General features: G+C 72.3%; 12 protein-coding genes. 4 read left to right on the plus strand and 8 right to left on the minus strand.

Features of this window, described 5'->3' with window-relative positions:
* Positions 1 to 15 precede the first annotated feature (15 nt).
* Positions 16 to 12,660: an autotransporter outer membrane beta-barrel domain-containing protein gene (locus VEB62_RS09660; protein ID WP_324798624.1), complete on the minus strand. Its 12,645-nt coding sequence runs from the start codon at positions 12,658 to 12,660 to the stop codon at positions 16 to 18.
* Positions 12,661 to 12,913: 253 nt separating this feature from the next.
* Between VEB62_RS09660 and cysD the strand changes: the two genes are divergently transcribed.
* Both cysD and cysN read left to right on the plus strand, forming a co-directional pair.
* Positions 12,914 to 13,828 carry a sulfate adenylyltransferase subunit CysD gene (gene cysD / locus VEB62_RS09665; protein ID WP_324798626.1) on the plus strand — a complete coding sequence of 305 codons (915 nt, stop codon included), beginning with the start codon at positions 12,914 to 12,916 and terminating at the stop codon, positions 13,826 to 13,828.
* The gene (gene cysN, locus VEB62_RS09670; protein ID WP_324798627.1) at positions 13,828 to 15,639 is read left to right on the plus strand and encodes a sulfate adenylyltransferase subunit CysN; all 1,812 of its coding nucleotides are present in this window, start codon (positions 13,828 to 13,830) and stop codon (positions 15,637 to 15,639) included. The genes cysD and cysN overlap by 1 nt, the downstream gene beginning before the upstream one ends.
* Before the next feature lie 6 nt (positions 15,640 to 15,645).
* On the opposite strand, the gene VEB62_RS09675 is transcribed toward cysN, so the two are convergent.
* From VEB62_RS09675 to VEB62_RS09690, 4 genes are all read right to left on the minus strand, one after another.
* Positions 15,646 to 15,912: an SWEET family sugar transporter gene (locus tag VEB62_RS09675; RefSeq protein WP_324798629.1), complete on the minus strand. Its 267-nt coding sequence runs from the start codon at positions 15,910 to 15,912 to the stop codon at positions 15,646 to 15,648.
* Positions 15,909 to 16,397 carry a low affinity iron permease family protein gene (locus tag VEB62_RS09680; RefSeq protein ID WP_324798632.1) on the minus strand — a complete coding sequence of 163 codons (489 nt, stop codon included), beginning with the start codon at positions 16,395 to 16,397 and terminating at the stop codon, positions 15,909 to 15,911. Before VEB62_RS09680 ends, VEB62_RS09675 begins: the two co-directional genes overlap by 4 nt.
* A 35-nt stretch (positions 16,398 to 16,432) precedes the next feature.
* Complete coding sequence (locus tag VEB62_RS09685; RefSeq protein WP_324798635.1) at positions 16,433 to 17,827, minus strand: amidase; 1,395 nt, start codon at positions 17,825 to 17,827, stop codon at positions 16,433 to 16,435.
* 371 nt (positions 17,828 to 18,198) lie between these two features.
* Positions 18,199 to 20,457 (minus strand): S9 family peptidase, encoded by a 2,259-nt coding sequence (locus VEB62_RS09690; RefSeq protein ID WP_414642014.1) that lies wholly within the window; start codon positions 20,455 to 20,457, stop codon positions 18,199 to 18,201.
* 104 nt (positions 20,458 to 20,561) lie between these two features.
* On the opposite strand from VEB62_RS09690, the gene VEB62_RS09695 reads away from it, so the two are divergent.
* Both VEB62_RS09695 and VEB62_RS09700 read left to right on the plus strand, forming a co-directional pair.
* Positions 20,562 to 21,377: a ferredoxin--NADP reductase gene (locus VEB62_RS09695; protein ID WP_324798640.1), complete on the plus strand. Its 816-nt coding sequence runs from the start codon at positions 20,562 to 20,564 to the stop codon at positions 21,375 to 21,377.
* Between the two features lie 22 nt (positions 21,378 to 21,399).
* Positions 21,400 to 21,714, plus strand: a complete 315-nt coding sequence (locus tag VEB62_RS09700) for a chorismate mutase (RefSeq protein ID WP_324798643.1) — start codon at positions 21,400 to 21,402, stop codon at positions 21,712 to 21,714.
* Positions 21,715 to 21,718: 4 nt separating this feature from the next.
* Here the strand turns inward: VEB62_RS09700 and VEB62_RS09705 are convergent, their stop codons facing one another.
* The 3 genes from VEB62_RS09705 to VEB62_RS09715 form a co-directional block, all read right to left on the minus strand.
* A complete protein-coding gene (locus VEB62_RS09705) occupies positions 21,719 to 21,943 on the minus strand; it encodes a hypothetical protein (RefSeq protein WP_324798646.1) in 225 nt (74 codons plus the stop codon).
* Between the two features lie 3 nt (positions 21,944 to 21,946).
* Positions 21,947 to 22,300, minus strand: a complete 354-nt coding sequence (locus VEB62_RS09710) for an Hpt domain-containing protein (RefSeq protein ID WP_324798648.1) — start codon at positions 22,298 to 22,300, stop codon at positions 21,947 to 21,949.
* The coding region (locus tag VEB62_RS09715) for an amino acid permease (protein WP_324798651.1) at positions 22,300 to 23,688 on the minus strand (1,389 nt) is incomplete at its 5' end. The genes VEB62_RS09715 and VEB62_RS09710, both read right to left, overlap by 1 nt.

The raw sequence follows: 23,688 nt of genomic DNA on the forward strand, positions 1-23,688 counted from the left end.
CCCGGGGCCGATCCTTCAGAACGTCATCCGCAGGTTGAGGCCGGCGGTCCGATTGTCGGCCTTGTCGCCGAACTCCGCCTCATAGGTGAAGCGCAGCTCCACCCCCGCCCGCGTGGCTACCCGCAGGTCCGCCCCCAGGCGCCAGGCCTCGCTGTCCAGACCCGTGCCGATCAGCGCCGGGATGGCGTCGGGATTCGAGCCCCGCAGCCGGTACGGCATCCGGATCTCGTCCTCCGAACGGAACACGCCCCCGGCGGTGAACAGCAGGGTGGCCTGGGCCGCTTCGGTGTCGCTCAGCACCGCGCCGAGGCCCAGTTCCGGATTGAGGGTCCCGAACACCTGGGTTTCCTCCAGCGCCTCCACTCCGAGGCCGTCCAACCCCTCCTCCGAGAAGTTGGCCTGGGTCAGGGCGGTCGCTGACACGTTCAGCGCCGGCCGGACGAACAGGGACCCGCTGCGGCCCACATAGGCGAGGTGGGCGCTGGCCTGGACGTAGGCGCTATCCGACTCCGAGGTGCCGATCAGCGGCTGGAAGACGTCGACGGCGCGGGCCGTCTCCATCCACTGCATGCCCCCGGACAGCGCGGTCCCGAACTGCAGACCGTCGAAGCCGGTCCGCTGCAGCCCGACGCTGCCGTGGATGCCCTTGCCGTCCGCGCGGGCGCGGCCGCCGACGTCCATTTCGTTGACGCGGTCGAAGCCGATGGCTCCCGCGAACGACCAGGTCTCGGCCACGGGCCGCTCGAAGCCGGCGCGCAGGCGGGTTTCCTGGGCGTCCATGCGGAAGTGCTCGAAGTCGCCCTCGCGCTCGTAGGAGGAGCCCTCGATCCGCGCCCAGACGCACCGCTCGCGGGCCTTGAAGGCCGGCGAGGCACAGCTGAACAGCTGGTCCGAGAAGTCTTCGGCGGCGGCCAGCTGGGTGACCAGCGGGGCCATCAGCGGCTCGGGATTCAGCTCCTCGAAGATCTGCGCATAGGCGTCCTCCTCGCCCACCTGAAGGTTGCCGATCAGGGCCATCAGCTGGCCGATGCCGCCCGAGTCCCCGGCCCGGATGGCGAAGTCCATGTGGCTGCCCAACTGCCGGCCGTTGCGGTTCAGGAACGGCTGGCCGAAGTCGCTGACGAACGACAGGTGCACCCCGTCCGCGTCGCCGCGGACGCTGTAGTCCATGGCCAGGGTGTCGGTGATCTCCAGCCCGTTATCGACGCCGACCCCGCCGGTGGCGAAGAGGGTGACCTCCTCGTCGTTTTCCAGCCAGGTCAGGACGATGTCCCCGGTCCCGTCGACAAAGGCGTCGCCGGTGACGTTCACCCGATCCGAGGCGTAGGGCCCGAAGGCGATGTCGAAGTCGAGGTGGCCGGCGGCCGTCTGGACGAAGTCGCCGTCCAGCGCGACCGTGTTGATGACCCGCGCCCCGTACATCAGGTTGGTGGTCGGATCGCCCAGGGCGTCGAGGTTTCCGAAGGTCTCGCCGGCCGCCAGGTCGATCGGCGTGCGCGAGGCGCTCAGCCCCATGTCGAAATCGCCGGCGTTGGTGAAGACCCCCGAAGCGCCCGACCAGTCGCGCAGGTCGATGGTGTTGAAGGCGACGAAGGTCGATCCGAGCCGATTGTTGAAGGCGTTGTCGCCATTGCCGAGGTCGATGTTGCCGACGACCAGGGCCTCGTTGTCGACCGTGTCGTTGCCGGAGGTCGTGTCGATCGCCAGGCCCGAGACGGCCGAAACCGATCCGGCCGTTATGTGCAGGCGGTTGTCCGCCGGCCCGTCCATGCGCACGCCGGCGCCGGATCCCGAGCCGCCACGGACGAGATTGTCCGTGGTGATCGAAATGCCGCCGCTGACGAAGCTGGCGTCGCTCTGGGCGAAGATCGCCGTCGAGTCGACCCCGGCCGCGAACACCGCGCCCGACAGGTTCAGATCAATCGTACCGCTCAGTCCGATACCGCCGGCCGTGCCGGCGAAGACGCCGTCGACCCAGCCGCCGCCGCCGCCCAGGCTCTGGGCGATGACGCCGTAGGACCCGGCCCCGAAGGTGAGGATGTCGCCGCTCTGGGTGAAGGTGATGTTCCCGCCGCTGCCCATGTTGACGCCGCTGAGCGTGACATTGGCGGCGAAGTCGCCGAACACCGCGCCGCCGCCGCCGCCGATCGACTGCAGCAGGACGCCATGCGAGCGGTCGCCCTGGGTGACGATCAGGCCGTTGTTCTCCAGCTCGATCGAGCCGCCGTCGCCGTTCGCGCCGGCCGCGCCGCCGAGCGTCACGTCGGCGCTCGAGACGCCGGACAGGCGCAGCTCGCCCCCGCCGCCGCCGATCGACTGGGCCATCAGGCCGACGGCATGGTCGCCGTAGGTCCGGATGTCACCGCTGAACTCACCGACGATCGCGCCGCCGTGCAGGTTGGAGCCGCCGTCGGAGCCAAGCGTGGCGTCAAGAGCGGCGTTGGCCGCCCCGCCGCCGGTCAGGACCACGCTGACCGAGCCGCCGCCGCCGCCGATGCTCTGCAGCACGACCGCGTGGGACAGGTCGCCGCCGGTGGTGACGTCGCCGGTGTTGACGCGCGACACCGGCCCGCCCGCCTCATCCGTACCATTGACGCCGCCGAGGGTGGCGGACAGCGCCCCGATCAGGGCGCCGTCGGGGATGGTCAGGTCGAGCAAGCCGAGGCCGCCGCCGCCGCCCACCGACTGCAGCACCACGGCCGGCGAATTCAGGCCGGTGGTCAGGATCGAGCCGGTGTGCTGGCTGTCGATGACGCCGCCGTTGTTGCCGACGCCGTTCGTGCCGCCCAGGGCGATGGCAAACGGGATGGCTATCGGATCGCCCGGCGCCGCGGCCGGGCCTTCGCCCGGGGCCGCCATCGGCGACACCTCGGGGCCGTCGGCGGCCTTGTCCGCGGCCAGGGCCGGGATCACGGCCGGAGCCGGAGCCGGCGGCGGGGCCAGCGGCGAGATCGTGGCCTTCATGATCACCGAGCCGCCGCCGCCGCCGATCGCCTGGGTCAGGTTGCCGACGCCGTTGCGGCCGCCGACCTGGAAGGTGCCGGTCGAGGTGACGGTCACGTCGCCCGACGACATATTGACCGCGTTCTCGGCGCCGGCGCGGGCCAGCACCATCGGGTCCGGCGTCACGGTGTTCCCATGGATGTCGACGAACGGGGCGCCGGGCAGGCCGACGATGCCGCTGAAGTCGAAGGTCAGCGAACCGCCGCCGCCGTTGATGCTCTGGGCGATGATCGCCTGCGAGCCTTCGCCCAGCACGGTGATGTCGCCCGAGTGGTTGACCGTCACCGGCCCGCCGACGCCACCCGAGCCGCCGCCGAAGTTGCCGACGAGGGCCGACACGGCGTGGGACAGGATCATCGAGCCGACGTCGGAGGTCAGGCCGAAGCCCATCTGGGCGTTGCCGCCGCCGCCGCCGATCGACTGCGCCAGGATGCCGTGGGCGTTGGCCCCGCGGGTCACGATGGCGCCGGTGTTGGTGACGGTCACCGCCCCGGCATCGCCGCCGTCGCCGCCGAAGCCGCCGACCGTGACCAGCGGCGCATGGGTCAGGATCTGGGTCGTCGGGGCGATCATGACGTTGGCCGCGAAGGCGGCCCCGCCGTTGCCGCCGCCGCCGCCGATCGACTGGGCCAGGATGCCGTGCGCGCCCGCCCCGGTGGTGTCGATCAGGCCGGCGTTGAGCACGTCGACCGTGCCGCCGGTGTTCCCGGTTCCACCCGAACCGCCGATGTTCAGGCCGAAGATGAAGCTGTCGCGGCCGGTGATCATGCCGGTCAGAGACAGGACGCTCGAACCGTTGCCGCCGCCGCCGCCGAGGCTCTGGGCGAAGATGCCGTAGGCGCCCTCGCCGCGGGTGACGATCTCGCCGGTGTGGTCATCGCCGGCGATGGGCCGGTTGATCACCGACACTGCGCCGCCGACGCCGCCGTCGCCGCCCGAGCCGCCGATGTTGGCGACGAAGCGGTGGGTCTGGGCGTCCGTGCCGGCGTAGCCCAGCTGGACGTCGAGGACGAGGCCGGCGTCGCCGCCGCCGCCGCCGATGCTGTTGGCGCTGATGCCGGTGGCGAAGCGGCCCTCGGTGAAGATCAGGCCCTCGTTGAGCACGCTGACCGAGCCGCCGGCGCCGCCGGTCCCGCCCGCCCCGCCGATGTTCAGGTCGATGTCGTCGCTGCCGCGGTACTGCAGGGCCGCATTGAGGACCATGCCCCCCACCCCGCCGCCGCCGCCGATCGACTGGGCGCGGATGCCGTGGGAGTACTCGCCCCCGGTGGCGATGACGCCGAAGTTCGAGACGTCGACCGCGCCGCCGACCGCGCCGGCGCCGCCGGAGCCGCCGACGCTGACCGACAGGGTCCGCGTGGTCGTCGTCGGGGGCGGGCCGCCGACCTGGAAGGCCAGCGTGCGGGCCACGCCGCCCATGCCGCCGCCGCCGCCGATCGCCTGGGCCAGGATGCCGTCGGCGCGGTGGCCGGTGGTGACGATGGTGGCGTCGCTCGACACGCTGACGTCGCCCGAAACCGCACCCGTGCCGCCCGTGCCGCCGACGGCGACCGTGGCCGCCCCGGCGCTGCGGACGATTGTGTTCGCCGCCGAGCCCCCGCGGCCGCCGCCGCCGCCGATCGACTGGGCGAAGACGCCGCGCGCCTCGTAGCCCGCCGTGCGGATCGAGCCGCTGACGTCGACGTCGACGTCGCCGGCGAACGCCCCGACGCCGCCGTCCAGGCCGACCGAGACGCCGACGCTGTAGGACTCGGCCTGCGGGGTGTTCGCCCCGCTGGTGCCGGTGACGCCCACGGTCGTGGCGCTGCTCGCCCCGCCGCCGCCGCCGATCGACTGCGCCAGCACGCCGTCGGCATTCTCGCCCGAGGTCTGGATGGTCCCGTCGGCGACGACCGTGACGTCGCCGGCCGAGCCGCCCGTCCCACCCTGGCGGCCGATAGTGATGTCCAGCGAGTTGTTGGCGAGGATGCCCATCGCCAGGTCCAGGACGGTGTCGCCGCCGCCGCCGCCGACCGACTGGGCGTGGATGCCGGAGGAGTCCCGGCCGGCGGTGACGATCACGCCCTCGTGCCGCACCGTGACGTTCCCGCCCGTGCCGCCCGCGCCTGTCGCCCCGCCAACGGCGAGGTTGAGCGCCGTGGCGTTGCGCAGCACGCCGAAGCCGATGTTGTAGTTGGCGTCGCCGCCGCCGCCGCCGACCGACTGGGCGAAGATGCCATCGGAATCCGTGCCGGCGGTCTGGATGTCGCCGAGGTGGCGGACCGAGACGTCGTCGCCGCTGCCCGCGCCCGCGCCGGACCCCCCGACCGCGATCATGGCCGCGATCGGATTGTTGCCCGGCGAGTGGGTGGTCAGGCCGAAGACGGCGTTGACCCCCGCGCGGCCGCCGCCGCCGCCGACCGACTGGGCCACCAGACCGTCGGAGTGGTCGCCAAAGGTGCGGATGAGGCCTGCGGCCTCGGTTTCGCCCGCGCCGCTGCCGGCGTAGCCGCGCACGACGCTGACCGTCCCGGCGTTGCCGCCCGAACCGCCCGAACCGCCGACGCCGATCGCCGCCGGCTGGCCAAACGGGGCCACCACGCCGGTGACGTTGACGCCGCCGACGCCGCCGCCGCCGCCGACCGACTGGGCCAGGACGCCCGGGGCGTCGGCCGCGAAGTCGATCGCCTCGAAGGCGTCTCCGCCAGGGGGCGGCGAGGCCACCGGTCGCGCGTTCATGAAGATGTTGCCGACGCTGCGCAGCGAAACCTCGCCCGCGTCCGCGCCGTCGCCGCCGGTCCCGCCGATGCCCACGCCGATGGCCACGCCCTGCGTGCGGGCGCTCGAGCCGCCTTCGCCCAGGTGGATGTCGGCCGTGACGTTCAGGCCGCCCGAGCCGCCGCCGCCGGCGACGCTCTGGACCAGGACGCCGATGGCGCCGGCGCCCTCGACCACGACCTGGCCGCTCTGGTTGGCGGTCACGTCGCCGCTGCGGTTGCCGGCGCCGCCGAAGCCGCCGAGGCCGAAGGTCAGCGAGGGCTCGGTGCCGGCCGGGTCGGCGCTGAGGCCGCCCGAGATGTTGATCGCCCCGGCGCCGCCGCCGCCGCCGATCGACTGGACCATCAGGCCGCGCGACAGGCTGCCCGCCGCGAACAGGTCGGCGTCGACGTTGGCCACCACGTCGCGGCCCAGGCCGCCGCCGCCGCCGAACCCGCCGATGCCGGCGGTCAGCACGCCGTCCATGGCGACGCCGCCCGAGACGTTGATGCCGCCTGCGCCGCCGCCGCCGCCGACCGACTGGACGATCACCGCCGAGCGGTTGTCGCCGATGGCGCTGATCTGGACCTGCGAGGCGTCCGGCGAACCGAGGTTCAGCGTGACGTTGCCGGCGTCGCCGCCGGCGCCGCCGAAGCCGCCGACGCCCAGCGTCACCGAGCGCGCCGCCTGGGTCCCCGGGGGCGTCAGGGAGATCTGGCCCGAGACGTTCAGGCCGCCGTTGCCGCCGCCGCCGCCGATCGACTGCACGACCACCCCGTTCGAGCCGTCCTCGCGGATGCGGTGCGGCGGGATATAGGTATCGTCCCACGTCCCCGGCAGGCCGCCGATCGTGGTTTCGGCCGGGATCACCTCGTCGTTGCCGAGGCCGCGGGCCCGGACGTTGCCGGTCACCGTGGCGCTGACGTCGGCGGCGTCGCCGCCGCCGCCGCCGAAGCCGCCGAGGCCGAAGCTCAGCCCGCCCGCCGTGCCGCTGGTGCTGGCCGCGATGCCGCCGGTGACGTTGATCGCCCCGTTGCCGCCGCCGCCCGCCAGACTCTGCACGATGAGGCCGTCGGAGTTGGCTCCGTCGGTGTCGATATCGCCGGTGTAGGCGAAGGTCACCGCGCCCGAATCGCCGCCCGCCCCGCCGAAGCCGCCGATCCCGATGCCGACCGTGCCGGCCGTGCCCGAGCTCAACGCGACGTTGCCGGTGACGTTCAGCCCGCCGTTGCCGCCGCCGCCGCCCAGGCTCTGGGCCACCACGCCGTCGGCGTTGGCGCCGCGGGTGATGTAGTCGCCGACCACGGCGCCGTTCACGGCGCCGGCGTCGCCCCCGCCGCCGCCGAAGCCCCCGATGCCGATGCCGACGGCGACCGCCGGATTGCTGTTCACCGACAGCGAAAGGGCGCCGGTGACGTTGAAGCCGCCGTTGCCGCCGGCCCCGCCGAGGCTCTGCAGCATGGTTCCGAATGAGCCGTCGCCCAGGGTCTGCACGTCGCCGGTCAGGAAGCCGGTGACGTCGCCGGCGTCGCCGCCGCCGCCGCCGAAGCCGCCCAGGCCGAAGCCGAGCGTGCCGGACATGCTGGTCGAGGCGCTGAGGCCGCCGGTGATGTTGAAGCCGCCGGCGCCGCCGCCGCCGCCCACGCTCTGCAGCAGGGCCCCCCAGGCGTCCGAGCCGCCCGTCGAGATGTCGCCGGTGACCGTGGCGTTGACGGTCGAGGCGTCGCCGCCATCGCCGCCAAAGCCGCCGACCCCCACACCGATGTTGCCGGCCCCGCCGCCGCTCGCGGCCAGGGCGACGCCGCCCGTGATATTGAAGGCGCCGTTGCCGCCCCCGCCGCCAAGGCTTTGATAACTCACGCCGAACGAGCGATTGCCCACGGTCGCGACGTCGCCCGTCAGCGTCCCGCTGACCGGGCCGGCGTCGCCGCCCGCGCCGCCGAAGCCGCCGACGCCGACCATCAGGTTGCCGGCCGCGCTCTGCGAGCCGGTGATCCCGCCCGAGATGTTGAAGCCGCCGTTGCCGCCGCCGCCGCCGACCGACTGGATCAGAACGGCCGAAGAGTCGGCTCCGCTGGTGCCGACGTCGCCGTTGATGTTGCCGATCACGGCCGCGGCGTTCCCGCCGCCGCCGCCGCCGCCGCCGACGCCGAAGCCGACGTTGCCGGCCGCCGACTGCGCGCCCGACAGGCCGCCGGTGATGGTGAAGCCGCCGTTGCCGCCACCGCCGCCGACCGACTGGGCCAGGACGCCGCGGGCGTTGGCGCCCGTCGTCACCGCCGCGACAAGGGTGTCGCCCGGATCGGCCACGCCGGTGTTGAGGTTCAGTGTCACCGCGGCGCCGTCGCCGCCGCCGCCGCCCATGCCGCCGACGCCGACCCCGAGGGTGCCGGCCCCGCTCTGGGCGAAGGCCATGTTGCCGGTGACGTTGAAGCCGCCATTGCCGCCGCCGCCGCCCACGCTCTGGGCGATGACCGCGTCGCTGTAGGCGCCCGTGGTCTGGGCCCTTCCGGTCATGGTCAGGCCGACCGCCCCGGCCGAGCCGCCGCCGCCGCCCGAGCCGCCGACCCCCGCCGCCAGCGATGCCGCGCCGGTCTGGGCGCCGGTGATGCTGCCCGAGACGTTGAAGCCCCCGTTGCCGCCGCCGCCGCCCACGCTCTGGGCCGTGACCGCGTCGGACTCGCCGCCGCGGGTCGTGACGTCGCCCGTGATCGTGGCCTGGACCGCGCCGCCGGCGCCGCCGGTCCCGCCCGAGCCGCCGACGCCGACCGACAGGCCTACCCCGGCGGTCTGGCCGCCGCCGATGCTGCCGGCGACGTTGAAGCCGCCGTTGCCGCCGCCGCCGCCCACGCTCTGGGCCAGGAAGCCGGCCGACTGCTCGCCCCAGGTCAGGACCGAGACGGACGAGCCGATCACCGAGCCGCCGTCGCCGCCGCCGCCGCCCGCGCCGCCGACGCCGACCGACAGGGCCGCACCGACCGTGCCGCCGCCGCCGATGCCGCCGGCCACGTTGAAGGCGCCCGAGCCGCCGCCGCCCCCGACGCTCTGGATGGTCACACCCGCGGACTGGTCCCCGCGCGTCTCGACCGCGCCCTGGGCCGCGCCGGTGACCGCGCCGCCCGCGCCGCCCGAGCCGCCGGCCCCGCCGACGCCCACGGACAGGGCCCCGCCGACCGTGCCGGCGCCGCCGATGCTGCCCGAGACGTTGAAGCCGCCCGAGCCCCCGCCGCCGCCGACGCTCTGCACCAGCAGGCCGCCGGATTGGTTGCCGAGGGTCAGGATCGTGCCGCCGCTGGTCCCGTTGGCCGAGCCGCCGGCCCCGCCGCCGCCGCCCGAGCCGCCCACGCCGACCGCCAGGCCGGCCCCGACCGTGCCGCCGCCGCCGATGCTGCCGGCGACATTGAAGCCGCCGGAGCCGCCGCCGCCGCCGATGCTCTGCACCGTGACGGCCGTCGAACGGTCGCCTTCGGTCTGCACCGCGCCGCCCACGCTGCCGGTGACATCGCCGCCAGCCCCGCCGCCGCCGCCGAAGCCGCCCACGCCGACCGAGGCGCCCGCCCCGACCGTGCCGGACACCGACACCGCCCCGGAGACGCTGAAGCCGCCGTTGCCCCCGCCGCCGCCGACCGACTGGATCAGCGCCGCGCGCGCGTCGTCGCCGGTGGTCAGGATCGTGCCGTCGAAGTGGCCGTCGACCTGGCCGCCAATTCCGCCCGAGCCGCCCGAGCCGCCGACGCTGGCCGCCACCGAGGCCGAGGCCACGCCGGCGCCCGAGCCGGCGAAGGCCACCGAGAAGCCGCCGTTGCCGCCGCCGCCGCCGACCGACTGGGTCAGGAAACCGGTCGAGAAATCGCCGGAGGTCTGGATGGCGCCGCCCGAATGGACCGACACCAGCCCGCCGGCGCCGCCCGAGCCGCCCGAGCCGCCGACCCCGACGCCGAAGGCCGCCGCCGCGGTCTCGCCCGCCGCGAACGAGAAGGACATGGCGAAGCCGCCATTGCCGCCGCCGCCGCCGACCGACTGCGCGAACAGGCCCTCGGCGTAGTCGCCCGAGGTGAAGATGGTCGCGTCGCCGTCGAGCTGGACCTCGCCGCCGACGCCGCCGAGACCGCCGGAGCCGCCGATGGCCACGCTCGCGCTGACGCCGTAGCCGGCCGAGACCTGGGCCGCGAAGCCGCCGTTGCCGCCGCCGCCGCCGACCGACTGCGCGAAGACGCCGCGCGAGCGGTCGCCGGTCGTGACAATCAGGGGCGTGAAGGTCTGGGGGACGCCGCCGACGACCTGGGTGCGGTCGGACAGATTGACGTCCACCGTGCCGCCGGCCCCGCCGCTGCCGCCCGAGCCGCCCACCGCCGCGCCGGCGAAGGCGCTGACCGAGACGGTCGAGCCGCCGTTGCCGCCGCCGCCGCCCACGGATTGGGCGAAGATGCCGTGCGAGTCGTTGCCGCCGGTCGTCAGGTCGCCGGAGTTGTTGACCGTCACCACGCCGGAGCCGCCGCCGCCGCCGCCGGCCCCGCCGATGGTCAGGAACACGCCGCCGCTGGAGCCGCCGTCGCCGCCGCCGCCGCCGATGGACTGGACCTGCAGGGCGCTGGCGATGTCGCCGGCCGTGCTCACCGCGCCGCGGTTGGTGACCGTCACCGCGCCGCCGGTGCTCAGGCCCGACCCGTTGCCGCCGAGAGTGACCAGGCCGCCGCTGTCGCCGCCGGTCCCGCCGCCGCCGCCCACCGACTGGGCGAAGACGCCGCGGGCGAAGTCGCCCTGGGTGGTCACCGTGCCGCTGTTGTCGACGGTGACCGTGTTTCCGTTGCCGCCCGCGCCGCCGCCGCCGCCCAGGGCGACCACGCCGCCGCTGGCCGAGCCCGAGCCGCCGCCGCCGCCGACCGACTGGGCGAAGATGCCGTCGGCGCCGAGGCCGAGGGTCGAAATGGCGCTGGCTCCGCTGGTGGTGACCTGCACCTCGCCGGCCGTGCCGGCCCCGCCGCCCGAACCGCCGAGGCTGACCAGGCCGCCCGAGCCGAGGGCGTTGCCGCCGCCGCCGCCGATCGACTGGGCGAACAGGCCGCGCGAGCCGGCGCCGGTGGTCTGGATCGTCGAGCCGGAGTTGACCACGACCTGACCGCCGGTCCCGCCGCTGCTCCCGCGCGAGCCGATCGCCACTACGCCGCCGCTGACGCCGCCGTTGCCGCCGCCGCCGCCGATCGACTGGGCGAACAGCCCGTGCGAGGACACCCCGCTGGTCGACACGAAGGTTCCGTCCAGCGCCTCTATCTCGGCCCGGCCGCCGTTGCCGCCGGTGCCGCCGCCGGAGCCCAGCGAGGCCAGGCCGAGGCTCAAGCCGCCATTGCCGCCGCCGCCGCCGATCGACTGGGCGAACAGGCCGTGCGCGGCCGCGCCGCTGGTGTAGACCTCCGAACCCGCGCGCGCGCGCACCACCGCCGTGCCGCCGTTGCCGCCCGGGGCGCCGTCGTCCGAGAAGGTGACCAGGCCGACCGCGGTCCCGGCGTCGCCGCCGATGCCGCCCAGGCTCTGGGCGCTGACGCCGAACGACCCGTTCCCCAGCGTCGTCACCGTCGCGTAGTTGATCGCCTCGGCATGGCCGCCGTGGCCGCCGCGGTTGCCGGCGCCGCCGTCGCCGAACAGGCCGTAGCTGCCGCCGCCGCTGCCGGCCCCGCCGCCCAGGCTCTGGGCGAAGACGCCGTGGGCGCTGGCCCCCCGCGTGGTGATGGTGCTGTGGTTGATCGCCGTGGCCGTGCCGCCGGTGCTGCCCGAGCCGCCCGAACCCCCGCTCGAGAAGACGAAGCCCGAACCGCCTTCGCCGCCGATGCCGGCCCGGCTCTGGGCCACGACGCCGTGCGAGCCGACGCCATTGGTCGAGATGGTGCCGAAGTTGGAGGTGACGGTGACGTTGCCGCCCGCGCCGCCCGAACCGCCCGAGGCCCCTGAGGCGCCGAGGTAGCCGTCGCCGCCATTGCCCCCATTGCCGCCGATGCTGACGCCCATGACGCCGGCGACGTTGTCGCTGACCGTGGTGACGGCCTGGTTCGAGGCGCCGGCCGTCACATCGAAGTTCGGGCCGGCTTGGCCCGCCCCGCCGGAACCGGCCGAGACGAACAGGGCCCCGTCGCTGCCGCCGCCGCCGCCGTCGCCCCGGCGGATGTCGTGCTGGTAGCCGATGTCGCCGGCCGCCGCCGGCAGCACGATGCTGCCGCCGGGCGGCGCGCTCGGCGCCGTGGTGATGGCGGAAACGCGGGTCAGGCTCGACGAAACGTTCGAGGCGTCCTTGACCGTGATGCTGACCACGTGGCCGTCGCCGTCCGTGGTCACCGCCGTCACCGTCCAGTTGCCGCCGGCCGGGTTGGGGAAGATGTCGCCGACCGTCTGGGCCAGGAGGATGACGTTGTTCAGGTTGGTGCGCACCGCCGCCGGGCCGAGCACCTCGACGACCGTCTCGTTGGCGTTGGTCACGGGGTTCAGGATGGTCCCGCCGACCGGGACCGGCACGATCACGGCCTGCGGGCCGGTCGGCAGGCCGGCCGCCGCCGACGGCGAGACCGGGTCGGGCGCGCCCGCCGCGGCCGCCATCGGCGCGGCGAGGGCGGCGCCGGCGGTCAGCAGCAGGGCGATGCGGCGCAGATTGCGGCCCAGGCGACGGCCGGCGGCGGCGTCGACGCGGCGCTCGCGCCCGCGCTTCCCGACCTCGGCCAGGGAGTGGCGCAGGGTCAGCAGGGCATCGGCCAGCACGCGGGCGTCGCCGTCGCCGCGCCGCGCGTCGAGCACGGCGACCATCTCGTCGATCTGGGCAATCAGGGCGTCGGCCTGGGCCTTCTTCAGGCGGCTGGCCTCGACGGTGGCGGACAGCTGCTCCACCAGCCCCGCGACCCGCACAAATTTCGACACACCGCGCGAATAGCTCGACATCGTTCAGCCCCCTCGCCCGCGAGACAAGGGACTGCGCCCCTCTCCGGCAAGCCATTTCGCCCATAAGCGGAATTTCCGGTTGCCCGCCCCCGAATTCGCTCCACCTGACGTTGATCGCCCAAAACGGGACGGTCAAGGCAAAGCTTGCGCCTTCCAGGGTCGGGCCTTGCAATATGCGAGCCCTGTGGCGCCGGCGCTTGATTGCGCGGCCCGCCTCGGCCACGGTCGCCGCGCCTGCAATCGGACCGCTTCCTTGCCCCTGCCCCCGCCGGACGCCCCCTACCTCGACCAGCTCGAGGCGGAATCCATCCAGATCATGCGCGAGGTGGTCGCCCAGTGCGCCCGGCCCGTCATGCTGTTCTCGGCCGGCAAGGACTCGGCTGTCATGCTGCATCTGGCGCGAAAGGCCTTCTTCCCGGCCTCGCCGCCCTTCCCGCTTCTGCACGTCGATACGGCGTGGAAGTTCCGCGAGATGTACGACTTTCGGGACCGCGCCGCGGCCGCGGCGGACATGCGACTGCTGGTCCACCGTAACCCCGCCGCCGCGGCGCAGGGGATCAATCCCTTCGACCACGGCCCGACGGTCCACACCGACCTCTGGAAAACCCAGGGGCTGAAACAGGCGCTCGACCTCCACGGCTTCGACGCGGCCTTCGGCGGGGCCCGCCGCGACGAGGAGAAGAGCCGCGCCAAGGAGCGCATCTTCTCGTTCCGCAGCCGCACCCACCAGTGGGACCCCAAGGCCCAGCGCCCCGAGCTGTGGCGGCTCTATAACGCCCGGGTGCACAAGGGCGAGTCGGTCCGGGTCTTCCCCCTGTCCAACTGGACCGAGATGGACGTCTGGCGCTACGTCGCCCGCGAGCGGATCGAGGTGGTATCCCTCTATTTCGCCGCCGAACGGCCGGTGGTCGAGCGCGACGGCGCCCTGATCATGATCGACGACGAACGCATGATCCTGCGCCCGGGCGAGACGGTGCAGACCCGCCGCGTGCGCTTCCGCACCCTCGGCTGCTACCCGCTGACCGGCGCCGTCGAAAGCGATGCCGCCGACCTTGCCGCCGTCATCGCGGAGATGGCCGCCTCCAGCGCCTCGGAACGTCAGGGCCGCACCATCGACCAGGACCCGGCCGCCTCGATGGAGATCAAGAAACGCGAGGGCTATTTCTGATGGCCCGCGACCTCGTTCGCCTGATCACCTGCGGTTCCGTCGACGACGGCAAGTCGACCCTGATCGGCCGCCTCCTGCACGACGCCGGCGCCGTGCCCGACGATCAGCTGGCGGCCATCCGCACGCCCTCCGGCGAGCCCGATTTCTCGCGCCTGTTCGACGGCCTCGACGCCGAGCGCGAGCAGGGCATCACCATCGACGTGGCCTACCGTCATTTCGAGACCGCCGGCCGCCGCTTCATCCTCGCCGACACCCCTGGCCACCCCCAGTACACCCGCAACATGGTCACCGCCGCCTCGACCGCCGATGTCGCCGTGGTGCTGGTCGACGCCCGCAAGGGCCTGCTGTCCCAGACCCGGCGGCATTCGTATCTCGTCAGCCTGATGGGCGTGCGGCGCGTGCTGCTGGCCGTCAACAAGATGGATCTGGTCGGCTGGTCCCGCGAGGTGTTTGACGCGATCGCCGCCGACTACCGCGCCCTCGCCGCCGACCTGGGCTTGGCGGAGGTCACCGCCGTCCCGGTGTCCGGTCTTGGCGGCGACAATGTCGTCCGCCGCTCCGCCAACCTGCCCTGGTACGACGGTCCGACCCTGCTCGAATGGCTCGAGACGAGCGATCTGGCCGAGGCGGCGCCCGGCCCGTTCCGTATGCCCGTGCAGTGGGTCAACCGGCCCGACGCCGACTTCCGGGGCTACGCCGGGCGCATTACGGGCGGGATCGTGCGCCCCGGCGACGCCGTCAAGGTGCTGCCCTCCGGCCGCGCCGCCACGATCGGCCGCATCGTCACCATGAACGGCGACCTGGCCGAGGCGGGGCCGGGCCAGTCGATCACCCTGACCCTGACCGATCCTCTCGACGTCTCGCGCGGCGACGTGCTCGCCGCCGCCGACGCCCCGCCGGAGGCCGCCGACCAGTTCGAGATCGAGGTTGTCTGGATGGCCGACGCGCCCCTGCTGCCCGGCCGCGCCTATGTCATCAAGCTGGGCTCGGCCACGGTCACCGGCCAGGTCACCGACATCCGCCATCGGGTCAATGTCGAGACCATGGAGCACCTCGCCGCCCGCACGCTCGAACTCAACGACATCGGCGTCTGCCATCTGCATCTCGATGCGCCGCTGGTGTTCGAGCCCTATGCCGAATGCCGCGACCTCGGCGGCCTGATCCTGATCGACCGCCAGACCAACGAAACGGTCGGCGCGGGCCTGATCCGCTTCGCCCTGCGCCGCTCGGCCAACGTCCAGTGGCAGGCGCTCGACGTCGGCCGCGCCGAACGCGCCGGCCTCAAGCGTCAGAAGCCCCTCGTGCTGTGGTTCACCGGCCTGTCCGGCGCCGGCAAGTCGACCATCGCCAACCTGGTCGACAAGCGGCTGTTCGCCGAAGGCCGCCACACCTTCCTGCTGGACGGCGACAACGTCCGGCACGGCCTCAACCAGGACCTCGGCTTCACCGACGCCGATCGGGTCGAGAACATCCGCCGCATCACCGAGGTCGCCCGCCTGATGGCCGACGCCGGCCTGATCGTCCTCGTCTCCGCCATCTCGCCCTTCGCCGCCGAGCGCCGCATGGCCCGCGAGCGGATGGAACCCGGCGAGTTCGTCGAGATCTTCGTCGACGCCCCGCTCGACGTGGTCGAGGCCCGCGACGTCAAGGGCCTCTACCGCAAGGCCCGGGCAGGCGAGCTGGCCAATTTCACCGGCATCGACAGCCCCTACGAGCGGCCGGAGACTCCGGACATCCACATCGACGCGGCCGCCCTGACTCCCGAGCGGGCCTGCGAACGGATCATCGATCTCCTCCGCGACCGCCTCTGACCCCCGTCACCGGTCGCGGAATTTCCACTTCATCGCCAGCACCCCGGCGGCCATCACCAGGGCGCAGGCGTTGGCCACGACGATCGGCCACGCCCCCGTCATGACGCCGTAGGCGGTCCACAGCACGAAACAGGTCACCGTCAGGGAATAGGTCTTCAGCGACACGGCCGAGGCGTCGCGCGTGGTCCAGATCTTGATCATCTGGGGCGCGAAACTGCTGATCGAGCAGAGGGCCGCGGCGGAACCGACCACATTGGCCGCCAGGTTGCTCAAGCGGCGCTCCCGGCCTTGCGACGGGAGCCGGTCGCCTTGGCGGATTTGGCCCTCCCCCCCTTGCGGGCCGACCTGAGCGCCTGTTCCGCATCCTCGACCCTCGTGGACAACAGCGGCCCGCCCCGCTGCCGGATGCGCTCCGCGCGCGCCTCGACCTGGGCGAGGATCAGGTCGAGTTCCTTCTCGCTCAGCCGCTCGATGCCGACGAAGCGCTCGTCGGCCCTGGCGACCGCGTGCAGCAGTTCGTCCAGCTTGGCCTGGATCGCGGCGCCGTCCCGGTTCTGGGTGTTCTGGATCAGGAACACCATCAGGAAGGTGACGATGGTGGTGCCGGTGTTGATGACTAGCTGCCAGTCGGCGCTGAACCGGAAGATCGGGCCGGTCACCGCCCAGGCGATCACCACGGCGAGGCACAGCAGGAAGGTCCACGGCTTGCCCGCAATCCGGGCCGTGTGGTTGGCGAATTGGAGAAAAGCTCTTTCCATCCGCCGCTAACCCGTTTGCACGGCGAAGGTTGCCGTCAGCGCAGCGGGGCCAGCAACGGCGCGACCGCCTCCAGCGAGCCCACCGACGGAGCGAACGCCGGCGGGCGGATGGCGTGGGTCAACTGCTCGAAGGCGTAGCCCAGCGACAGCACCTTCGCGTCCTCCCACCGGCCGGCGATGAAGCTCATCCCGACCGGCAGGCCTTTGACGAAGCCCATCGGCACGGTCAGGTGCGGGTAGCCGGCGATGGCGGGCATGGTCGACACCGCCCCGCCGTAGTGATCGCCGTTGACCACGTCCGTGGTCCAGGCCGGCCCCGTCGTCGGGCCGATCAGGGCGATGACGTTGTTCTCCCGCATCATCCGGTCGATGCCCTCGGCCCCGGCCAGCCGCAGCGAGGTCGCCCGCGCCTCAAGGTACGCCGGGTCCTCCAGTCCGCCCTTGGCCTCGGCCTGCAGGAACAGTTCCTGCCCGAACAGGGCCAGTTCGCGCGGCTCGGCCTCGTTGAAGGCGATGACGTCGGCCAGGGTCCGGGTCCGCACCTGATCGGGACGCGTCGAGGCCAGATAGGCGTTGAGGTCGTGCTTCAGTTCGTACAGCAGCACGGTCAGTTCAGCCGACCCCATCACGTCCTCGTCGGGCGCTTCGGTGATGTCGACCAGCACTGCGCCCGCGTCGCGCAGCACCCCCAGGTTCTCCTCGAACACCGCCAGGGTCTCGGCCGTATAGCCGTCCGCGAATCGCATCACTCCGATCCGTGCGCCGTTCAGCGAATCCGCGTCCAGCGCCGCGCGATAGTCGACCTTGCGCGCATCCGCCTCGATCGTGGCGGGGTCCATGGGGTCCGACCCGGCGATGGCCGACAGCACGATGGCCGCGTCCTCGACCGTCCGCGTCATCGGCCCGGCGGTGTCCTGCGAATGGCTGATCGGCACGATGTGCGTGCGCGACACCAGCCCGACCGTCGGCTTGAAGCCGACGATGCCGTTGATCGCCGCCGGGCAGGTGATCGAGCCGTCCGTCTCGGTGCCGATTGCCGCCGGCGCCAGCCCCGCCGCCACCGCCGCCCCGCTGCCCGAGGAAGAACCGCAGGCGTTGCGGTCCAGCGCATGCGGATTGCGCGTCAGCCCGCCCACGGCGCTCCAGCCGCTGGTCGAATTGGTCGAGCGGATATTGGCCCACTCCGACAGATTGGTCTTGCCGAGGATCACCGCCCCCGCTGCGCGAAGCCGGGCGACCAGCGGCGCGTCCCGCCCGGGCGCGTTGTCGACGAGCGCCAGCGATCCCGCCGTGGTCGGCATGTCGCGCGTCTCGATGTTGTCCTTCAGCAGGATCGGCATACCGTGAAGCGGACCGCGGAGGTTGCGCTCTGCACGGGCCGCCAACTGCTCGGAAACTGCATTCTCGTTCCATGCGAGGACCGAGTTCATCCGATCATCGAGGTGTGGATCGGAGCACCGAAAGTCGAGGAAGAAGCGACCTGCACTGGTCTCCGCGATGCTTTGAGGGCCGTGCCACTCGCCCACCTGCGGGTCGGGGTCGCAGAGGGCTGCCATGTCGGCCGTGGGGACCTGCGCATTCGCTTGAGCATGCGCCATGCTCCATGGCGCGAGGCTCCACGCCAGCGCCGCCAATCCCCCCGCGACCGCCGCCCCCCACGGCCGCTCATCCCGGCGAAAGCCGGGACCCAGTGTTTTGGAAGATGGCTGTTGCCTGCCCTGCCCGACCATCGATCCCACCCCAAAACCATGTTTCAGCGAAAGCACTGGGTCCCGGCTTTCGCGGGATGAGCGGAGGTTGATTACTCCGCCCGCGACCCGATCGTCCGGTCGAAGAAGTCCAGATACGTCCGCCACTGCTGCAGTTGCCGCTCGTTGCCCCGCACGCCGTGACGCTGCCCCGGATACAGCATCAGCTCGAACGGCTGGCTGTTCGCCTGCATCGCGTCGATCACCCGCGTCGAGTTCTCGAGGATGACGTTGTCGTCGGCCATGCCGTGCATCAGCAGCATCCGCCCCGTCATGCTGCGCAGGCGCGGGATGGCGTCCGAGGCGGCGTAGCCCTCGGGGTTCAGTTCCGGCGTCGACATGAACCGCTCGGTGTAGTGGGTGTCGTACAGGCTCCATTCGGTCGGCGGCGCGCCCACGGCGGCCGCGGCCAGTCCCATCCTCGGCTCGGTGATGGCCATCAGGCTCATGAAGCCGCCATAGGACCAGCCCATCATGGCGATGCGGTCGTCGTCCACGAACGGCAGCGAGCGCAGATAGTCGGCCGCCAGCACCTGGTCCTCGATCTCGGGCTGGCCCATCTTCAGATACAGGGCCTGTTTGAACGCCGCCGAGCGGTCGCCCTCGCCGCGGTTGTCGAGCCGGAAGACGACGTAGCCGGCTTCGGTCAACAGCTGGTTGGTGGCCGGCTGCCAGCCGCGCTTCACCCCGCCGCCCGACGGACCGCCATAGACCTGCATGATCACCGGGTACGTCTTCGACGGGTCGAAGCCCGGCGGCGTGGTCATCTGCCAGACCAGGGTCTCGCCGTGGCTCTCCAGCGTCCCGAAGGTCACCTCGCCGCGCCGCGAGGCGTACGGGAAATACGGATGGTTCTCGTCCAGCCGGTTCTCCTCGATCCAGCGCACGAAGGTTCCGTCGGCGCGGTACAGGCCCGACCGCATAGGCGTATTCAGATCGGTGTAGTTGCCGACGAAGGCCGTGCCGGTCCGGTTGACCGAGGCGTTCCACCAGCCGCCCGCCGGCGTCACCGCCACCGGCTCGACAAGCTCGTTCAGACTGGCCCGGAACAGCTGCTGCTCGATCGGCAGTTCCTCGCCGCCGCGCATGGACGCGGTGAAGAAGACCTCGCCGGTCGTCTGGTTGACCCCATTCAGTCCCTTGACCGGCCAGTCGCCGCGGGTGATCGCCCGCAGCCGCCTCCCGTCACGGTCGTACAGATACAGGTGCCGCCAGCCGGTCTCTTCCGTCGACCAGATGAAGGTCCCGTCGTCCAGGGCCTTGAAGTCGTCGGTCAGCTCGACCCAGGCGTCGCTGGTCTGGGTGGCGATCACCCGCGACGCGCCGGTGGCCGGATCGACGCTGAGCAGGTCCAGCGTCTTCTGGTCGCGCGACTGGCGCTGCACATAGAGCGTCCGCCCGTCGACCGACCAGTTCACCCGGGCCAGATAGATGTCGGCGTTCTCGCCCAGATCGACCTTCGTCCGTCGGCCCGTCTGCCGATCGTGCACATACAGCTCGACCACCGCGTTCGGACGCCCGGCGCGCGGGTAGCGCTGCTCGATCACGGTCGCGCCGCCGCCGGTGATGTCGAGCCGCGGGATGATGTCGACGGTCGATTCGTCGGTCCGCTGCAGGGCGATGTAGCGCTCGTCCGGGCTCCACCAGTAGCCGGTGTCGCGGTCCATCTCCTCCTGGGCGATGAACTCGGCCGTGGCCCAGGTGATCAGGCCCTCGCCATCGGTGGTCACCGCCGTCTCGCGCCCGTTGGCCAGGTCGTAGACGACCAGGTCCTGATCCCGGACCCACGAAACGAAATTGCCGTCCGGCGACACCTTGGCGTCGATCTCGTCGGCCTCGGTCTCGGTCAGCCGGCGCACCGCTCCGCCCTCACGCTCGGCCAGGAAGACGTCGCCTTCCAGCGGCGCGAGGATGTAGCGGCCTTGCTCGTCCCAGGAATATTCGACCACGCCGCGCGCGCTGATCCGCATCCGTTCGCGCCGGGCCTTCTCGGCCTCGGACAGCTCGCCGGCGTCGGGAACCAGCGCCCGCGCGTCGATCAACTTGAACGGCTCGCCCTCGCCCGTCGGCGCGGCCCACAGGTCCAGCACGTCGACGTCGTCCTCGCGCGACCTCAGGAAGGCGACCAGCTCGCCGTCGGGCGACAGGCTGACTCCCTTGGCCACCGGGCCCGACAGCGACGGGTTGGCGAACACCCGTTCGGGCGTCAGCACGGCCGGGTCCGGCGTTTGCGGCACACTTTGAGCATGGGCGAGGGTGAACGGCGACTGGACCGCGAGAAACAGGGTGGAGGCGAGAAGAATGTTGCGCATGACCACGACGCTAAAGGCGAATTCCGCCGCCGTCATCCCCTTGTTCCTCATGCGCGACACCCCATCCCTTCCCCCTCCGCCTTCCGCCCCCTAATAAGCCCCCGATGACCGACGTCGCCGTCTCCGCCCCGCCCGCGAAAGCCTCGCCCTTCCACGAGCTGGAAGTGCTGTGGGTGCATCACTGGACGGACCAGCTGTTCAGCTTCCGCATCCGCCGGCCCGAGGATTTCCGCTTCCGCTCCGGCGAGTTCGTCATGCTCGGCCTGCCCGGCGATGACGGCGCCAAGCCGATCCTGCGCGCCTATTCCATCGCCAGCCCCAGCTGGGACGAGGCGCTGGAGTTCCTGTCGATCAAGGTCCCCGACGGCCCTCTGACCTCGCGCCTGCAGAAGATCCGGCCCGGCGACACGGTGCTGATGGGCAAGAAGCCGACCGGCACCCTGGTGCTCGACGCCCTGACCGGCGGCGACCGGCTCTGGCTGATCGGCACCGGCACCGGCCTGGCGCCGTGGCTGTCCGTGGCCCGCGATCCCGATACCTACAGCCGCTTCGGCCAGGTCATCGTCTGCCACACCGTGCGCAATGTCGCCGACCTGAGCTACCGCGACTTCTTCACCTCGGGCATCCACGACGACCCGCTGATCGGCGACGAGGCGAAAGCCCGGCTGACCTACTATCCGACCGTGACGCGCGAGCGGTTCCAGACGCCCGGCCGCATCACCGACCGCATCCGCTCGGGCGACCTGTTCGCCGACCTCGGCCTGCCCGCCGGCTTCTCGCCCAACACCGACCGGGTCATGCTGTGCGGCTCCATGGCCATGATCAAGGAAGCCGGCGAACTGCTCGAGACCTGGGGCCTGAAAGAGGGCTCGAACGCCGAACCCGGCGACTATGTGCTGGAGCGCGCCTTTGTCGGCTGATCTGAAAGACGCGCAAACGGTCATGCCCGTCGACGCCCGCGTCGCCCCGGAAGCCTGCCTGACGATGGCCGAGGTCCGCCACGGCGTCGACGCCCTCGACCGCGCCCTCGTCGTCCTTCTGGCCGAGCGCCAGCGCTACATGGAGGCCGCCGCGCGCATCAAGCCCGACCGCTCCGTGGTCCACGACGGCGCCCGTATCGAGGACGTGGTGCAAAAGGTGCTCGCCGCCGCGGCCGCCGCCGGCCTCTCGCCGGCCATCGCCGAGCCGGTCTGGCGCACCCTGATCGACCGCTGCATCGCCCACGAGTTCGAGGCGTACGACCGGACGCGCGGCTAACTCCTCAGCGCGGATCCGACAGGATACTCCAGGCGCCCAGGGCTCCCGTCAGGATCAGAGTCAGTACGGCGATGATCGAGACGTAGAGACGTACGCGGTTTCGCTCCCCGCCCGTTGGGTTCGGCAAGAGCGGCGACGGGCTGCCGCGACCAATCCTGCGAACCTTGAAAAAGGAGATGAGGCCCAAGATCGCGAGTGCGGCGACGAGCGACAGATAGCGCGTATCCATGCCCTAACGCCTCAGCCCCCGCAGCATCAGCTCATGCCGGTACGCCGCCACATCGGCCAGCGCGACATCAAGCGCGTCCCGCACCCGGTCCAATAGCGGCGGCGCCCCGGCCTTCTCCGCCGCCTCGGCTTCCGCGCAGGCCTCGGCCAGGGCGCCGGCTCCAATTCCCGCCGCCGCGCCGCGGATGGTGTGCACGCCGTCGCGCCAGCCGTCCTCGCGCACGTCCAGCAGGGGCGACCACATCGCCGCCTGCTGCACGAACAGGCCCAGCACCTCCTCGGTGATGGCGTCGTCGCCGCCGGTCATCCGCTCCAGCACGGCGAAGTCGACCGCGCCTGACAGATCCCGGCGGGCCATCAGCCCTCGACCTCCTCACCCTTGGCCAGGCGGGAGTTCCAGGCCGACCAGGCCAGGTAGATGACCAGACCGATGCCGTTCCAGATGAAGAACGCGGTCTGGGTGAAGGGCCGCAGGCTGAAGAAGAACAACAGGCAGCCGACCACGGTGATCGTCCCCACCAGCCACCAGAGCGGAGCTTTGAACATCCGCTTGCGGCCGGGGTCACGCACCCGCAGCACCATCAGGCACACACCAACGGCCGCGAAGGCGCACAGGGTGCCGGCATTGGCCAGCGAGGCCAGTTCGTCCAGCGGCAGAAGCCCGGCGAGGATCGCCACCACGATGGCGGTGAAGACGGTCACCACCGCCGGCACGCCGCGCACCGAGACGCGCGCCAGCCTGCGGGGCAGCAGCCCATCGCGGGCCATGCCGAGGAAGATACGGCTCTGCCCGAACAGGAAGGCCAGCAGGACGGTTGGCAAGGCGATCACAGCCGCGCCGGCGACGACCTGCGCCGCCCATGGCGAGCCGAGCTCCCGCAGGATCAGCGACAGCGGTTCGGTGCTGGACGCGAACTCCGACACCGGCCGCGCGCCGATGGCCGCCGCCGCCACGAGAAGATACAGAGCCGTGCACACCAGCATCGAGCCGACGATGCCGATGGCCAGGTCGCGCTCGGGCTTCTTGGTCTCTTCCGCGGCCGTCGAGATGGCGTCGAAGCCGTAGAAGGCGAAGAAGATGATCGCCGCTGCCGCCATCACCCCGGTCTGGACCACGGGCTGGCCGGTGATCTGCTCCATGAACGGCAGGCTCGGCGCGCCGAAGCCGTTGGGCATGAAGGGCGTGAAATTGGCGCTGTTGAAGGTCGGCAGGGCGATGGCCACGAAGGCGACCAGGGCGGCCACCTTGATGACCACGAGGATGGCGTTGAGCGTGGCGCTCTCCCGCGTGCCAAGCAGCAGCAGGCCCGTCACCACCGCGATGATGAACACCGCCGGCAGGTTGATCAGCCCGCCCTCGACGTGCGGTCCGGCCGCCAGCATGGCCGGCAGCTCGACGCCCATACCGGCGAGGAACCCGGTCGCATAGCCCGACCAGCCCACCGCCACCGCCGACACCACCAGCGAATATTCGAGGATCAGGCTCCAGCCGATGATCCAGGCGACGAACTCGCCGATGACGACGTAGGAGTAGGTGTAGGCGCTGCCCGAGGCCGGGATCATCGTCGCCATCTCGGCATAAGCGAGCGCGGCGCAGGCGCAGATCAGGCCGGCGATGGCGAAGGACAGGATCACCGCCGGGCCGGCCTTGGCGGCGCCGACCCCGGTGAGGGTGAGGATTCCGGTGCCGACGATCGCCCCGACCCCGAGCGCCACCAGGTGCGGCCACGACAGCGAGCGGTGGAG

The organism is Brevundimonas sp., assembly GCF_035626975.1.
Classification (GTDB): domain Bacteria; phylum Pseudomonadota; class Alphaproteobacteria; order Caulobacterales; family Caulobacteraceae; genus Brevundimonas.

What these genes read in the sequence shown, in the direction of transcription:
- VEB62_RS09660 (WP_324798624.1), bottom strand. Translation starts at nt 12,660, where the DNA reads ATGTCGAGCTATTCGCGCGGTGTGTCGAAATTTGTGCGGGTCGCGGGG.
- cysN (WP_324798627.1), top strand. Translation starts at nt 13,828, where the DNA reads ATGGCCCGCGACCTCGTTCGCCTGATCACCTGCGGTTCCGTCGACGAC.
- VEB62_RS09680 (WP_324798632.1), bottom strand. Translation starts at nt 16,397, where the DNA reads ATGGAAAGAGCTTTTCTCCAATTCGCCAACCACACGGCCCGGATTGCG.
- VEB62_RS09685 (WP_324798635.1), bottom strand. Translation starts at nt 17,827, where the DNA reads ATGAACTCGGTCCTCGCATGGAACGAGAATGCAGTTTCCGAGCAGTTG.
- VEB62_RS09690 (WP_414642014.1), bottom strand. Translation starts at nt 20,457, where the DNA reads ATGCGCAACATTCTTCTCGCCTCCACCCTGTTTCTCGCGGTCCAGTCG.
- VEB62_RS09695 (WP_324798640.1), top strand. Translation starts at nt 20,562, where the DNA reads ATGACCGACGTCGCCGTCTCCGCCCCGCCCGCGAAAGCCTCGCCCTTC.
- VEB62_RS09700 (WP_324798643.1), top strand. Translation starts at nt 21,400, where the DNA reads ATGCCCGTCGACGCCCGCGTCGCCCCGGAAGCCTGCCTGACGATGGCC.
- VEB62_RS09705 (WP_324798646.1), bottom strand. Translation starts at nt 21,943, where the DNA reads ATGGATACGCGCTATCTGTCGCTCGTCGCCGCACTCGCGATCTTGGGC.
- VEB62_RS09710 (WP_324798648.1), bottom strand. Translation starts at nt 22,300, where the DNA reads ATGGCCCGCCGGGATCTGTCAGGCGCGGTCGACTTCGCCGTGCTGGAG.